General features: G+C 48.7%; 9 protein-coding genes. All 9 read right to left on the bottom strand.

What is annotated here, in order from left to right:
- On the bottom strand, positions 1–255 hold a 255-nt coding region (locus H6F93_RS01235; RefSeq protein WP_524537875.1), incomplete at its 3' end, for an IS1/IS1595 family N-terminal zinc-binding domain-containing protein.
- Between the two features lie 7 nt (positions 256–262).
- Positions 263–466, bottom strand: coding sequence for a hypothetical protein (locus tag H6F93_RS01230; protein ID WP_190678502.1), 204 nt, complete (start codon positions 464–466; stop codon positions 263–265).
- A gap of 64 nt (positions 467–530) precedes the next feature.
- Entirely contained in the window at positions 531–1,514 is a 984-nt protein-coding gene (locus H6F93_RS01225; protein WP_190678500.1) for a hypothetical protein, read from the bottom strand.
- 115 nt (positions 1,515–1,629) lie between these two features.
- Complete coding sequence (locus H6F93_RS01220; protein ID WP_190678498.1) at positions 1,630–4,710, bottom strand: hypothetical protein; 3,081 nt, start codon at positions 4,708–4,710, stop codon at positions 1,630–1,632.
- A gap of 34 nt (positions 4,711–4,744) precedes the next feature.
- Positions 4,745–7,045 (bottom strand): hypothetical protein, encoded by a 2,301-nt coding sequence (locus H6F93_RS01215; protein ID WP_190678496.1) that lies wholly within the window; start codon positions 7,043–7,045, stop codon positions 4,745–4,747.
- A gap of 350 nt (positions 7,046–7,395) precedes the next feature.
- Complete coding sequence (locus H6F93_RS01210; RefSeq protein ID WP_190678494.1) at positions 7,396–9,600, bottom strand: hypothetical protein; 2,205 nt, start codon at positions 9,598–9,600, stop codon at positions 7,396–7,398.
- A 95-nt stretch (positions 9,601–9,695) separates the two neighbouring features.
- Entirely contained in the window at positions 9,696–11,138 is a 1,443-nt protein-coding gene (locus H6F93_RS01205; protein WP_190678492.1) for a hypothetical protein, read from the bottom strand.
- Positions 11,139–11,170: 32 nt separating this feature from the next.
- Complete coding sequence (locus H6F93_RS01200; protein WP_190678490.1) at positions 11,171–12,985, bottom strand: hypothetical protein; 1,815 nt, start codon at positions 12,983–12,985, stop codon at positions 11,171–11,173.
- A 1-nt stretch (position 12,986) separates the two neighbouring features.
- Complete coding sequence (locus H6F93_RS01195) at positions 12,987–15,599, bottom strand: hypothetical protein (RefSeq protein ID WP_190678488.1); 2,613 nt, start codon at positions 15,597–15,599, stop codon at positions 12,987–12,989.
- Positions 15,600–16,161 lie beyond the last annotated feature (562 nt).

Below are 16,161 nucleotides of genomic sequence, written 5' to 3'. Positions count from 1 at the left end.
GGGCAGAGCTTGGGCTGCTTGCTTGACCCAGTTGATTACCGTGTTGTGACACACGCCTGTGACTCGTTCAATCGCACGAAAGCCCATGCCATTGAGATAGAGGTTCAAGCAGTGTGCCTTGACTTCCAAGGAATAACCCTGAGGGGTGTGAGTTTCACGAAATTGACGATTGCAACTGCGGCACAGATAGTTCTGGATACCCTTGCGTCGTCCGTTCTTGACGGTTTGGTTGGATTGACAGTGTGAACATTGCATCATACTTCTATTTTGCAACGCCCACTGGGCTAAAGGTTAACGCAGTGAGAACCAATATATAAGATAAAGGAGACAAAACTGCTACTCCAACGACCTCTCGATGATGAGTTTGCCAGAGCTGCTTTACTTCCCCAAGCCGGGACAATGTGAAGGGGGTAACTAATGCAGCACGAGTCAGATTAGATGCCCAATCTTGTAATAGAGGAGGCACTGCCAGTTGGCTTGCGGCATATTTGTCCCACTACGCTATGGCTTACCCACTTAAAAAAGCTGTATCAGCTTATTGGACGTACTCCCAGGCTAGGAACGATCGCTCCATCTGGAGGAACAATAAATCCCACCATGCCGTGATAGGTTGTGCAGAGGTTGCGATCGATTAAGGATTTAGTGATCTGTTGATAAAGGCTGCTATCCCAATTCTGTTGGCTTGTCAATTGGCTAAACTTGTGGCGAATGGTTGCGTCTCCTCCCCAAAGAACCCGCCCAAACAGAAATAAACTGAACACCGGCAGCACCCCTTCAGCAGAGAAGGAATAGCTGATGCCAATAGAGCCTCCCGGTAGTTTGTTGCGTAAAGCATATCCATAACTTTCTTCCAGAAGTTCCAGGAGTTCCTGAGTTCGCTCTCCCAACCCGCAGTAAATCATTAAGTTTTTCAGATGATGGGGAGTAGCATCAGTGACACGGAAATAAGATTCAAGTCGATATGCTGTGAGGTGATAGCCAATCATCCGCAGGGGAACGGGGCGATCGCTCAGTTGCGGATGGGGAATTTCCAGGGTGTGAAGAGCTTGCTCTAAAAAAGACGAATTCTCTTGAGGAACTTCTACATAGAGCTTGTAGCTGTCACTGGTATTGCTATGGCGTCCTCCCACCCAGGCTCCATATTGCAGGTCTGCACCCTGCTGCATTTGACGAAATGTATTCTGCATTGCTGGGGAAACGGCATGACCCAGTTGAGCGAGTTGTTGAAAGGCTAAGGAAAGTCGCTGTGGTGGTGGAATGAGCGGTGTCCCAACCTCAGTTGTGTAGCGGAGGTCGGTATCTGCGGGAGTAAAAGCAAACTCAAGGGGGAAACCATCGCCTGTGAGAGAACTGCCCTGCCAAGCGATCGCCTCATCCGGTTCGCGATACATTTCCTGAAGCAGTACTTGCAGCGCTGAACTTGCACGCTGGGCAGCAGCAGGCATGGTTTGAGCAAAAACATCCAAACTGGACTGGACATCTGATTGGTGAATGGATGCAAGTGTCGCAGTCATAATGAGTTTCCTAAAGAGAATGAATTGAATAATATTGTTTTTTGAAGTCAGACTATACACCAATCCCCTCTGTAGGGCGGTTCGCGAACCGCCCCTACGCTATGACTTACCCACTTTAAACTGGCTGTAAGTGCTCACCAACAAAAACGACGGCTGCATCTGTGGTGACAGGTTGCTCCCGACGAACAGAATGATCTGTTCCCAGAACAGTAAGTTGGAAAGTGTAGGTCTTCCGTTGAGGATTAATTCGAGCAATCCGTAGCTGCTGGGGCTCAAGGCTTTGCCCCTCAAAGCGCAATCGCTCTTCTCGGGTGTAATGGTTTTGCGGATCTTCGTACTTCACATCAATAATCAGCATCCGAATAGCAGATGCATCATAGTTGGGGAAAAACTCAAGATTGAGCGAATCCTCAAACGGATCGTTAACCACAAGGGTAGTTGCCTGAGTCGTGGTAGGAATCCCCTCTCGCACTGAGCCATCTTTCAGATGGTGAACTAACCGATAAGAGTAAGTGCGCTGTTCTGGACGGTTGAGCCGCAGCCGCCAAAACTGTTCCTCTGAATCTAGTTTAACGGTAATTACCTTGTTACGTGACCAGTTCCCGGGATCTTCGTAGTTTAAATGCACATCAATTGAGTCCACCATGCCTGCGTCAATATCTCCTGGAAGAACTTTAATTTCCAGGAAACCAAAGTCATTAAAAGGATTAATCAACAAGGTGCGATCTTGGGTAGGACGCGATGCAAATTCGTAGCTGAACGCACTTCCATCCCACCCCGACAGCGGATCGAAGTGATACTGAACCTGATAGTGATAGCCCAGATCGAGTGCCCGATTCATAAAGAAGGAACAGCTTTGTTCTCTGGGGCTATTGCGGTCAAAGGTAAAGTCTTTGTGTCTCAGGGTAGCTGGATCTTCTGCACTGCCATAATCCAGGGCTACATCGATCGCCGTTAAACCCAGTCGCTCCAGATCAACAGGTGCATCTACAGTTACGTCGATCTGACGGAAAAAGGGATGATCCAAATCAACATCAATAAAGTGTCCAGTACCCACCAGATCACGAGCTAGCAAACCAATCAATCCTTGAGGGGCGTAGGTTCGCTCTACTGCATCGGTGCGGTTATACCGTAACGTGATCACCTTGTCCTCAATCTGTTCAATCTTCTTGAGACTGAAGGCAAGCCGTATGCCCAGTGGAGGCTGTCCATCTGGCTGTTCCTCGTTGGGTTGCTCATTGTTAGGCGGCTCTCCACTAGGCGGCTCCTCACCAGGCGGCTCTCCACCAGGCGGCTCTCCTGGCTGATTAGTAGGACGAGATAGTGTAGCTTGCAGGGCGATCGCCCCATCTCCCTGCACCATTCCTCGAACAATCGCCACCCGATCGGTAGGATCGCCGTTTCGCCCTGCGGTAAAGGCTTCGGTATGTCCGTGAGCAGCATTGGACAGGATAGCAGGAGGATTAGGAGTGTCGAGAATGATACCTTCTGCAACCTGTCTGCGGCGATCGCTTAAATCCTGGTTACGCTGTCGCATCTGTGGGGTATTGTTGCCTTCATAACTAGCGTAGGCATCAATGCGAACTTGTTTGGGAGCCGCCAGCGAATTTTGAATCCAGTTCCGCAAGGCAGCGGCACCCTTAGCGCCACCTCCAATTGAAAGGATGTTACCTGTGCTGGCTTGAAAACGGCTGTCTAGAGGCGTTGTCGCATTATTCAGATAGCGTCGGTAAGTAGTGCTGGGAGGATTGACAGACCAGCCTGGTTGAAGTGGTTTATCGTAATCAAAAAACAGGTAGAAGGATTCCTCGTGCAGTGCTGGTGGGTAATCTGCCTCGATCGCTAGATCGGCACCAGGAGGCACGTCCAGCGTCACCTGTCGTGCGGCATTTAATGTTTGCACAGCATCCCCAATTTTCACGACGGGAGGTTGACTGCCACCTGCAAAGGTCAACGTTACCTGGGTGCTGTCGGCAACGGGAGTATGGGTGACGGTGTAGCCTGGTCGGTTGGGTGTAACGCTAGTAATGGACAGTTGATAGGGCTGTACCTCATCGGTTGCTGATGCCGTTTCAGCGCGGTCACGAAGGGCGATCGCACTGCGCCCTTCTCCCGTCGTTGCCGTCCTTTCACTGCCACCTGAGGTACCTCCTGGCGCAGAGCTACTTCCTGATGTAGAACTACTCCCTGAATTTCTGCCCCCCGCATTTTCCCCCGTACCATTTCCCTGGGGGTTTCTGCCGCCTGTATTTCCCCCCGTACCATTTCCCGGAGAAGGAGTACCGCCCTGCCCATTGCCCGTCCCTGGAATCCCTGGTAGCCCGGGAATTCCGCCACTGTTGTTATTGTCAAAGGTAATAGGGGTGAGAGTGGGTTTAAACCACTCATTCAGCAGCGTTTCCTTAAAGAAATCCAGTGCCCATTGCTCTTTGTTGGTCTGATCCTGTGCGTCAGAGAAGTTAATTACCTTAATCTGGATGATCCCTTCCTGTTTGAGTTTCTCGAACGCCATATCGACGCCTGCTTGCAGGTACACTGGAACACCAGCGATAGGTCCACCCGCACTGAAATCTACACCAAAACTCAGGTGATCATAGATGCGCTTATAGTTTGCTGTAATCTCGACTTCAAGCGCTGGGCGTAGGGCAGTGTATTTCAGGTCGTAAATCACCCCGACAGGCTTCCCCCCCTCCTGAAACGCCTGGCGCAGAATGATCGCCCCTTCCTGACTTAGAGTGAGTCCAAAGACAGCATTGTTCGTGTCGTCAAGGGCTGGTTTAGTCGTACCGAGGATCTTTTCGACAGCACGAAATGCACCGGGAGGAGCAGGCTCAGCATTAGTGCCACCGCCTCCCTGCAAGTCCAGCGCCATCACCTGCACGGTGCCTTCGTCAAAGGGAACGGCGGCAAGACGCGGACGACCACGAGTAACAGAAGCCAGTTTGCTTAGAATTTTTTGTTCCAGTTCTTTTTTAAGCTTCAGTTCAACTTCCATGGTCAGGAAGCCGCCCCCGGAGATGCCGCTGTTGGCTACGGCAGGTCGATATGTAATCAGGGTGAATTGTGGTTCTTCGTCGGTTCCTCGTCGCGCTAGATCGACCGGATTAGGTAAGAACCAGTATTGTTGAGGGTCGGCATGGTCGGCAAAGACCGTGACTCCCTCAATGGTCATTGTTTTGCTGCCAAGTTGTAACATGGCACCTCCTTGAAGTAGGTAATAAATTAATGAGTTAGCTCACCCGCAAAACCAATTGGTCGCGTTCAATCTCGCCTAAATCCGTTTCCCTGGACATGCCATTGGTGTAGATCGTTCGGACAGTACAGGAGTAGGCTTGCTTTTGGGCATCAGCGTAATCGTACTCAAACAGGTTTCTGTCATTCGGCGAGGTAAAGATGAAGGTGTCCGCAAATCGTAAGCCTGCATCGGGGTCTTCGTACCTGAGCTTGACCTCTAACCGAGCAATATTGCGCTCGCCAAATTCCACGGGTTCGGGTTGCACTGTCACAATTCGATGACCCATCATATCTGCCCGCACAAAGATCTTGTCGCCCATCGTTTCTGAAGGAGGCACTTCGATCAGGCGATTGTCGGTTAGCAGTAGCCGCACCACATAGCTAACTCGTCGTTGCTCAGGATTAATCAGATCCACCGCGAAGTGTTTGGGTTTATTCGCATCCTTATCAAAAAACAGCGATTCATCAACCCAAATATCGTTATCCAAATCCCGGTAGGAAAGATCAACAAAGATCATTGAAACCAGGCTCCAGGTCACTGCTGGCACCACAGTCACGGTTCGTCTGCGGGGGGTCGGATTGGGGACAGTCAAACGTTCTTGAGTTGTAGTTTCCCACGCTGTCTCGCGATCACCAGAATTCACCGAGCGGTAAATCAGTTTGTACTTAAACGCGTCATTTTCGCGATCTAAGCGAAACCGTTTCCAAGTCACTTCCGGTCGGTCAGATTTGAGGATAAAGCTCTCTTCTAAATCAACTTGTTTGTCTGGATCAGCATATTTCACCATGACCTCAACGGAGGAATAGGTAGTCCAGGGAAACCGATCGGTCACCCCAATTTGAATATCGTCCAGGAAGTATAGCCCTTCACCTCGTGGATTAATCTCAAACCGATCGCCCGTCGTGACTAATTCACGGGACTGCAATATTCCTGGACGCTCGGCAGTATCTACATCTTTAAAATTCACCCGATAGCTGTAGCGCACCTCTCGCTTCATTAAACGATTCTCTAGAATGCTGTTCCATCGAGTGGTTGCGGTGGCATTGGCGGCATCTAACACTAGGGTTTTCGGCTCGTTACCATACCAAAGAGTAAGGTTCACCGAGTCTACCGAATCGTTGCTGAAGTTGAGGAGCGATCGCGCCGACACTTCCCGCCGCTTAAACCACGGATCATCCAGAGTAATTTCTCGCACAAAACGGCTTAGATCCACTGCCCCCTGGCTATCACGCAGCAACCGGAACATTCCACTGAGATGAGCTTGCGGATAAATGCTGCGGCGCACGGTGGTTCGCTCACTCATCGCCAGGTTCATTCGCTTCTGGTCAATTCGAGTGATGTCTACCTTCTTGTAATGGAACATCGCCGCTCCTGCTGGAGCAAGCTGGCTGAGACGTTCAATAGTGTCTAGAAATTCGTTGTCATTCTCCTTAATTGGGTCGAGGCTAGGTTCAAAGAAGTTTTCTAGAATCATATCTTTGAAGTTGGCGATCGCCTCATCCCGTCGCCCCAGCACACTACCTGAATCCTCACCTTCAGGAATAAAGGTATCAACATTGATTTTGATCACTCGGTCTTCAATTAACTTGTCAACCACCGTGTCAATTTGCAGCGATGAGAACAGCACTTCTGCCCCAAAGGACTCCTGAAAGTGTGTTTGTACTCGGTTCCAGTCCGCTACAATACTAACGTTGTAAGCCGGACGAAGCGCCAGAAAATCAAGGGAATAAACAATTCCCACGGGCATCATTTCTCCTTTCAGCGCCTCTTCAATCATCATTGCCCCTGCACTGTCAAGCTGCACCGAAAAGATGGCTTGATGGTCGTTATATAACGCAGGTTTACTGTAATGTTCTAGCTTTAGGACAAACTGGGGTTGTCCAGGAAGCAGTTGAGGGGCACTACTTCCAGTTGATGGCGTTCCAGGCTGTCCATTGGTAGAATCAGGAGACTGTTTTCCTAAAATCATCAACCGTACCTGCCCATCTTCCACCATCACGGGGGACATTCGAGGAGTATCCCGCAGCCCATGCAACTGCTGCAGTTTGCGCTGCACTTCCTCCAACTTTTCCTGATTAATTCCCAGATTAACTTCAAAGTTAAGGAATGCCCCAGAACCTGCCTCTCCACGATATTTGAGTAATGAGAGTTGAGGAATTTCTTGCCCCACCACCGAATCAAACTCGGTCGTTAAGTGAGGCATAGCAGGCAAATAGTGAAATTGTGTCAGGTCTGCATGATCAGGATAAACCGTCATGCCCTCAATAATGTAATAAGGAGGATTGAGATATAGCATCGTAGCCTCATTGTGCAAATAAGTCTGTGTGGAGTGGACAACAGGTGTCCAGAGTAAATCTACGAGGGCATTGCTGCTCGAATGACGAATCGTGTAGGGGCGTTTCGCGAAACGCCCCTACCAGAGGGCTGTGCGCTTTAGAGTTATATCTGAGTTCAGCAGTGCCCCTACAGGAATGGATACTAGGTGCGGCTAAAACACTTAGGTTTGCGGATTGAATAACCTGCGATTTTTGCGTAGGATGCGTTAGCGTAGCGTAATGCATCGCTTAAGAAGGTTGATGCGTTATGGCTAACGCATCCTACAAAATCTGATGTTATTTGATTCCCACTCCTTGGTGCCTTAAACAACTACATCTCAGGGATTTCCAGGATAATGGTGTTGTCTGTTGTTGCAGGCGGACTCACTGCCTTTTGTGTACCATTAGTCAAGTAATACACAACCTTGTAGGTAAATTGGTTCTTGGTTTTATCCTTCAACTCCACCTTCCAGGTCTGCATATCCCTTCTCTGAGGACTCAGAACGAAGTCCTTTGTTTCGTTGATCTCGTTGTCAGCATCCTGATATTGAAGTGACACTTTAACTAGCCGCAGTTTCGTCCAATCTAATAAGTCAGGAACGATCGCCACCTCTAGCACATCTTGAGGAGCCTTGGGCACCAAAATGGTATCTGTCGCTGCGGTTGTTTCCGCGATGGGTTGAACTGTGCCATCCTTGAAAACGACTGTACCGCTGTAAACAACCTTTCCTAAAGTAGAACTGATAACTGGGAAAGACCAGTCAACGAAAGGAGTATCCTTACTCAGAACGATCGCTTTTGCTTGAGTGTAGTTATCGTTCTGCTCGTCCACATATTTGAGGTCAAGATAGACCTGGCTGATTCGATTCACAAAATCGCCCACACCCCGGATGCCAACAGTCTTCCGTCCACCAAAGGGATCTTGAATAAATAGGTTCTCAGCCCGTCCCTGCTTTTCATCTCCCTCCAGCTCCTTACCATCTTTCATAAAGTATTTGACGAAATACTTGTAGCTCTTCCGCATTGGCTTGAAGATGACTTCTTGAACCAGATGGTTTGGCAGTGTTTTCGTCAAAGTGAACTGATCTTCAAAGGGTTCAACCCCTTCATCTGGATCTTCATACTTCAACGTCACCAGAACTGAGTCCACATCATTCCAATTAATGTCGCCTGCGGAGACATTGACAGACAAAATTCCGATATCATCTACCCCAATCGTCAGGTTGCCTTCATTTGTTTCAACTTCTTCTGACTCAAAAATGCGGCTTTCACCTTTGTAGTTGACCTGGTAGCTGTACTTGTACTTCCAGTTATCGTTCTCAACATAGGTGGCAAAGTGCCCAATCTCATCAGGTTTGCGCAACACAACCTCACCCTCTGGAGCATCAGGAGCCAGGTTGGGCATGGGTCTGCCATCGTAGAGCAGCTTTACCTCAACGCTGTGAATGGGTAGCTTGTTGAAGTCCGCGTTGACGTAGGTATTCACCCGCAGTTGGCGGAAGAATGGATCATCCAGATTAATGGTCTTTGCATAGTCCTCCCACCGAAGAAGATTGCCATCCTTATCTTTCAGGTTGGTGATGTTTTGTAATTGTCCCTGAGGAGCTAGATTCCACTCAACAGTTGTATGCTCTTTGTAAAACAGATTAAAGCTGGAGATTTGAAAGTTGCTGAGATCACGGGTGACATTTTCAATTCCTTCAGGCATGTCGCGCTGGTCTTCGGGAACAGGGGCGATCGCCTGAATCATGTTCCGTTCCACTGCATCTTCTAGTGAACGGAAAGCCCAGTCGCGCAGTTGGGTCTTGATCTTCTCATCCGTCAGTCCACCCCAGTCCGGTTCAATTCCCATTGATTCGGAGGAGATCATCGTCTCCCGCACGGTTTCGCGGTAGTCATCTTCGCTCCACAGGTGCCAGTCCACATCAATCGTCTGGTAGAAGCTATAGAACTTTGATGCATTAAACCAGGCATTAATGGTTACGGGAGGTAGTTTTGCCCAGAAGTGCAAGTCATAGACCACAGACACAGCGCCGCCCTGTCCCTGCATTGCCTGTTCAAAGAAGGTTGCCCCCTCCGGCGTAAACTCCAGCATAAAAGTGGTGATGTTGTTGCCATAGAGAGATGATTTGCCGGGGTTATGAAGCTCCTCCACAAAGGTCCCATCCGCCCCGATGACAAATAGTTTTACCTCACCTTTGGTGTAAGTAATTGTGCCAATTTTGACTGGAGGAGCCTGCACATTCTGACGGTTTGCTTCCTGCTGAACCTGTGCCGTCAACACCTCCATAATTCTGGGCATCTTATCTTCAGGCACCACAAATTCTGCGTCAAACAGGACTGCACCACCGCCCTTACGACCATCAGCCCGATCGATTGGAAAACGATATTTAAGGAAGCGGAAAGCAGGCGTTCCATCTGGATTCAACCGATAGTGAGGCTGCTGTGGCACCAAGTAATAGATTGAGAAGTCACTATCATCACCGTAAACGGTTACGCCTTCAATTTGTTGAACTTTATCAATCAACAGTGTCATTGAATTCTCTCCTGAAGTGTAAAAATTGTCGTTGTTGTTGGAATATCAGGCTGAAAACAGCTCTTCGTCGAAACTTTTGCTCGCACCCAGTTACATCATTCAGCTTGTTCTTCGACTGTGAGAACAATGTGTGGAGATGTCGTCTCTGTCATCTCGTGTTTAACCAGATCACCGTTTTCTAACGTGACCTGCCACTCGTATTGCAAAAATCCTTGTAAGTCATCACCCCGACTGATTACAAACCAGTTCACCTTCCAGGAGCGATCACGCAAATAAATTGTTGTCTCATCTTCCACTCCATTCCCATCAGGATGATAATGCAGTCGGATGCGGGCTTTCTTTGCTCCAGCCGCTTCCAGTGCAGTGGCATCAATTGTTACCTGAGTTAAACCCAAATCCGCAGGGGAAAGAGATAATTTCCCAGATGCAGGAATTGATATGTTCTTTGAAAATGTTCCCCCAAAGGTGTAGCTTGTCTCAACTTCCAGTGGCTCTTCTCGAAGATTAGACAGGGTAGTGGAAAAGTCGGGTGGAATCAGGGTTGTCTTTGCTGTTCCCTGCTGTACCGTAATGAGGGCTAGGGGTGCCTCAGTAGGGAAAAAGTTGAGTTGGACGGGAAGAGAGGGAGACGGGGGAGGGAGGGAGGAAGAAGGAAGGGAGGCGGTTCCGCCAGGTGCAGGTTGAATGTGGTTGAAGCTGCTGCCGTTGGGAAACCAGTTTGCTACTTCGGTTTTTAGAGAAAGGTCGATCTGTTGAGGTTCGGTTTTTGAAACCGTTACCCTGAAGTGAGTGATATCAGGAATCCGTTCCTCACCTTGTAGAAATCGTAGAAGGAGATCTGCGCTCTGAGTCAAAACATGAGTACTGACTTGTTCAATCAGTTGGGGTGAAGCATCCTCAGAGGCGATTACTGTAAGCTGTAACTCGCCTTCATCAATACTCCGTTTCAGAACTTCTTGAACTTCATTTTGATTGAGAGTTTCACGCCTATCTTTAAGCTGAGCAATAACGTTAGCAGCGTTACCTGTTATATTAGCTGAGGCTTCTGTTACTCCATTGAGAGAAGCAAGATATTCAACCTGTAAGCAGTTCTTCCGTCCATTTAAAGCTGCTGCCGCCTGAGTCTGTTGTTCTGCATTGAGGTGTGCATTAAACAAAGCGGTGTAGGGGGGGAATCCAGAGGATCTGCTGGTGGCGATCGCCTTCCATCTCTCCCCTTCATTGCTTAGCAATAGCGAAACTTGCTGAACTGTCACTGGAGCAAAGGCAAGCCGTAACACTGCGGGGTTATCTAAGTTCTCACGTTGTGCAACTTCTTGGCGCAGTGCATCTAATGTCTCAGAAGGGGCTTCCCAACTCACACTCAACTGGAGATAACCACTGGTGCCCATGCTGATCAAATTGATCATCGGTGTGCCATCGGTACTGCGTTGGGGCTGGATCTGAAGCGGTAAGTAATAGTAGGACAGGGGTTGGTCAGGATTTGGATAACAATATACCCGTTGGAATTCAAAACCATTGGGAATTTCAATGTTCATAACCGTAGGCTTGCGAGTGAATGTGGGGGCATTTAACTTGTTTCGACGGTTGATGAGGCGATCGCCTGAATCACAAGTGGCTCAAAAGGAGACTGGATCGTTGACCATTCTGAGACAGTTTGAGAAAGCGGTGAGTAGATGCGGTAGCGATAACCCGATTGAAAGGGCGATCGCGCTAGATAGTTCCAGGTCTTGCTAGGCTGCTGAGGAGTAAAGGAAAGAACACTTATTTCTTCGGATGTTTCGGGGCGGTCTTCAGGCAGGAGAGCGATCGCAAATAGCGGCAAACTGTCATTGAAGATACAGTTAATCTTCACCTGGTGAGGACCATATTCCCGAAAAGAATATAGCCCTAACTTCAAGTTTTTTGCAGGAAAAGTTCCGAAATTAATGATTTGATTCGTTTGTAGTGAGTGAGCCGAGATGTCAATCGTGGCATCCTGAGTTCCCTTGGAAAAAGCCAGTGCAACAGAAGGTTGTTGCTGACTTAACTCAAAGGTTCGTTGCAACGGGATATCTGCCTCCTGCCAGTGACAAATACCCTTCAGAGTCGCAAATTTTAGCAGCGGTGTATCCGCTTCAACAGTAAAGAATGCCAGCGGAAAATCACTCGGATTGAGGTAAAGTAAATTTCCCTGACAGGATTTTTCTGTACCCTCCAGCTTGCGGATACCCTGTGAGTCACTCAGCAATGTATAGGGTGTTGCCGTATATTTTGGAGGTTCAATAGGAGAAAGCCGGAAGAGGGCAGATGCAGTATCCTCTGGTGGTTTGAACTCAATCGTTTGCACGATCGCCTGTGGACGGAAGGGGCGAAAGGGAGCCGCTCGTAACGTCACCCCAACGGCTTCCACCCCCGGACGATTTCTGGGCAGGTTTGCCAGCAATGAGATAGGCAACATGCCACTCGGCAATGCAGGCACAACAGTATTTCGCACCAGCGCATCCAAACCAAACTGCTGAACTGCTGCTCTGGCTGCTTCTAACGGATTTAGTTGGAGTACGACTGGACGCGCTGTCTGCAAAGGTTGAGCCAGATTCCACTCACTGATGCCGTCTCCTACTTGCTCCGGTTTTGGGAGTTGCAAATAAGCATTTCCAAGCTGCTCTGGAGCGGCGACAAACTCACCAAAATGAGTTCTTATCCAGTCCGTCATGGTTTCTGCAAAGGTAACTGTATCCTGCACCTCGCCGATCATCTCTAGAGGTAACAGATGCACTTCTTGACGAAAAAAATTCTCCAGATCCACTCTTGCAATTCGCCGTTCACTATCCCCTAGTGAGTTGAGTACCCGGAGCAACCGCGCTGGGTTAAACCGTACCCGTAATGGCAACCGGGGTGCAACTCCCGCCATTTCCATCTCTGCCCAGGCTGTCCACAGAAATGTTTCCTGCTGCAACGCATTCTTCAATAGCATCGCACTGTCAGAAGACAACCGCAGACTAAAGCGCACATTCCCCAATCCGTTCCAAACCAGGGGCATGGAAGATTGGATATCGGCAGGAAAATCAACGCCGTCTCCAATCGGTAACAGCCGCAGATAGCCCGTTGAAAAGACGGCAGGTTCTACCCTGCTTTCTGGGTAGCGATCGCGCAACGTTGTCAATGCAGCCTCCATCTCATACTGAGGTTGCAGTCGGAGGTTCAGCAATGCGTAAGGAGTGAGAGCAGGAGTCTCACCGCGCACCAGTTCCAGCAGAAAGTCAGCATATCCATCAGTCCGCAAAGCCACTTCCAGACTTCTAGGCAACACCGCAAAGCTGCCTGCATTTTCATAGGGGTAATAGATGCAGTTGTCACTTGTGGTGAGAGGTTGGAAAAAGTCTGGAAGTCCTTGCAGTGACATCTCAACGAACCTCAGCAGGCAGGGTAGGCAGATCAGAATTGGTTAGGGAGAAGGGGTTTTCATTCTCCGTTTGCCAATAATCTGGTGGGTCTTGAATTTTACGACCATCTTTTAACAGCACAATGCGTTGAAACTCGTAAGTTCCTAAGTCCTCTTCCTTTAGGAAAAGGCTCTTGATCGGGGAGAGTAATGTTGTGGTTGCGGTGAGTTTGTCAACACCGGGAGCAAAGTCGTCATAGCTCAGCTTCAGAGTACTTCCGCGCTTGAAGACGAGGCTAATATCAGTGATGCGATCGCCAAACACAACTCGCCGCACATCTACTGTCAGCTTTTTCTTGAAAGTAGACGGACAATCAGGTCTTAGAATCACGTTGAAGAGTGCATCGCGATCGGAAATCACTTTTACACCATTCAAGTTGAATAAAACATTACTAAGATTGATATCTGCACCAGGGTTTTGAGGAGTTACGGTGAATGAAATCGTTTCTCCCGGTTTTAACTCCACTGGCAATGCTCGGCTAAAGCCACTCATCACTCCTTCAACCTGGGAATAACCCTCCTGAAAAACACAGGACAAAGATTCAATTCGCAGTGGGCTTTCAATTGAGTTTCTAAGGGTAAAGGCTACCGTTTTATTGGCTGAATCTACGATTTTTGTGTAATCAAAAACCTCGCCGACCAGATCATCAACTTTAGGAATGAAGTTAATCCGTTCGGGCGCGTGCCCCTGAATATCGACCTGCACAAAGCCCTCAAAGATTTGTGTTGTGTGGCTAAACATCGCCTCATAGAGAGCCTGCGCCTCCTCAAAGGAAAGGCTGAGCGAATCGCTAAAGCCCGATCGCAATTCAACAGAAACGTGAGTAAATTCCTGGAGCTGGGGGGTTGCATTTGCTTTAGGAAGTTTCAGAAACAGACGCGGCTTTTCTACTAGCAAAGGTTGAAATTCTAGCTGTCCTGAGATTCTAAATTTTTCTCTGAGGATGGGAGCTGCCGCAAGCAGTCGCGCTCGTTCTACATGAGGAAATGCCCAGTAATCAAAGGTTGCTCTCAATGTGGCAGGGTCATCATTCACAGCCGCAAACCGCATCGACATCATTGGATGGTAAGGCAATTTTGGCTGCCGCATTAACTTGAAGCAATCAGGCAAAAAGTAAACAATTTCGCGGCGTACTGGGTCTTGATAGTAGCTTTGAGGTGTCCCATCCCAGGGAACTGTCCACCGTTGCAGGGTAAACGTTTGATTAGGACTTCCGGTGATGCCTTGGTAAATGTAGGGATAAATCGCTTGGGGAAAGACGAAAGGACGCGGTTCTACTCCACTCTCCAACACACGAGTAACTTCTCGAAACAGGGCTTCTCCAGCAGGAGGGGTGTCAGGAGGTGCGGGGGCGATCGCTGCAGGATTAACAGAATTTGATGCGTAAGTGATATTGTTGCGTCGGTCAACCAGTGTGATGTAAACCGAAGCAGGAGGCTGTTGCCCACGCGGTCTGGCAAACCACAGATCCTTCAAATTGCTGGGGCTTCCAAGGGCACAGAAGCCATACAAGGTTGCACCTCCCTCAGCATGAATGTTGACCCAGGTGCGCGAAGCATTGCGGTTGAGCCCACAGGGCGGCAGATCGGGAGATGCTGCAAATAGGTCAGCGGGGAAAGCGGCGTAGTTGTCTACACTCAGGCAATAGCGCGTCCACGGTTGTCCACCGGCTTCATAGTTCTCAATCCTTACCACGCGCAACTGAGGCATTGGGATCGTAAAACTGGCACCCGTGTTCGCAGCACTGTTGTTTGGGACTGTACCTGTTGAGTTGTTGACATATACCGGAATCCCAACTTTGACAGCCCGCCGCACCGTCAATACTGCACCATATTCGGGTAAAGTTAGAACCTGAAATAATAGACCGAGTTCCGTTGAAGTGGTAATCTGCAAGTCTACCCGCACCATTCCTGAATCCAGTACAGGGGCAGAAAAAGCGAGTTCTTTTTGACCTCCGTTAGCATCTCCCGGAGTTAAGCGATGTTGCAAGACCACACTCAATTCATGGGCGAGTTCTTGATAATCTCGCGCTGCAATTTGCAGTGAAGGAGCAGGAAATTTTTCCAGGTAGACTGCTAGATTCCAGCCTGTTTGAGTTTGCGTCAGTACCATCTGTACCTGGCGGTTACGCTCTGCGATCCGGTAGCGAGGCAAATAATATTTCTGTGCCGAATTTGTCGGAGACTCAAACACCGTTTCGTCACTCACGTCTGCGGTGAGACTGAGGGGAACAGTGATTTGGTTGCGGGGAGTACCCTCGGTCGGGGTGCGAATGTCAGCGATCGCCCTCCCTAAATCTGGATTAATCCACCGAATCTGTTCGGGACGCATGTACAAAGAAGAGTCAATGCTGGCGATCGCTTCGGGTTGTCTCGCAACCACTGCATCTGCCAGGATTGAGCGATCAATTTGGGCAACTTGAGTCTCAGACACCACGGAGGCAGGGGCAGGTTGTGCCAGTTGAACCGCTGCAATTTGACTGAGGACTACAGTATTTGAAGCAACATCTGAGGCGACTGTGTTTTGGATAGACACATTAGAAACTGGCATTCTTCTAAACGCATTGTTGACCATGAGTTCTCCATATCGGGCAAAATCTAAATCGACAATCTCTCCTCACTCCGCGCACTAGCGAGGCGTTTGAGATCATGCGAATGTAAATCCGTCTAACAGATACAAAAGATAAAATTTAATTCCGCTAATACTACAAATTAAGTTAGACTTTTAGGATGAATTGAGTCACCATCTAAGATTCTCAATCTGGGGACAGCAGTGAGTTTTCTTGGCAGTAAGGTAGAGCACTTTCAGGGCAGCGATGTGAGTTGAACATGTGGCGTTTGTTCTGTCTTATCCCATTCTCTGGAGTTAAACAGGCGATCGCAGTACCCCTGAGGGTACTTTTGGGTGTTGTGTTACAAAAAAAGTTGAATGATGTTGTCATTCAACTGCTTTCAAACTTCGTATAGGTCTTGCAACACAGCAAAAATTCTTGCCACAGAACTTAGATTATTTTGATTGGTAAAGGCGTTGTTGCATGATTGAGAATTGAGCCAATCAAGTTCTAAACTAGGTTGAGATTAAGCTTTAACTTCATAGCTATCAGGCTTTGCAACTTGGATCATGCGATTGAGAGCAG

It is taken from the genome of Leptolyngbya sp. FACHB-671 (assembly GCF_014695745.1).
GTDB lineage: Bacteria > Cyanobacteriota > Cyanobacteriia > Elainellales > Elainellaceae > JAAUTN01.
Note: the sequence above shows the minus strand (reverse complement) of the source record. Positions and strands in the feature narration are given on the sequence as shown.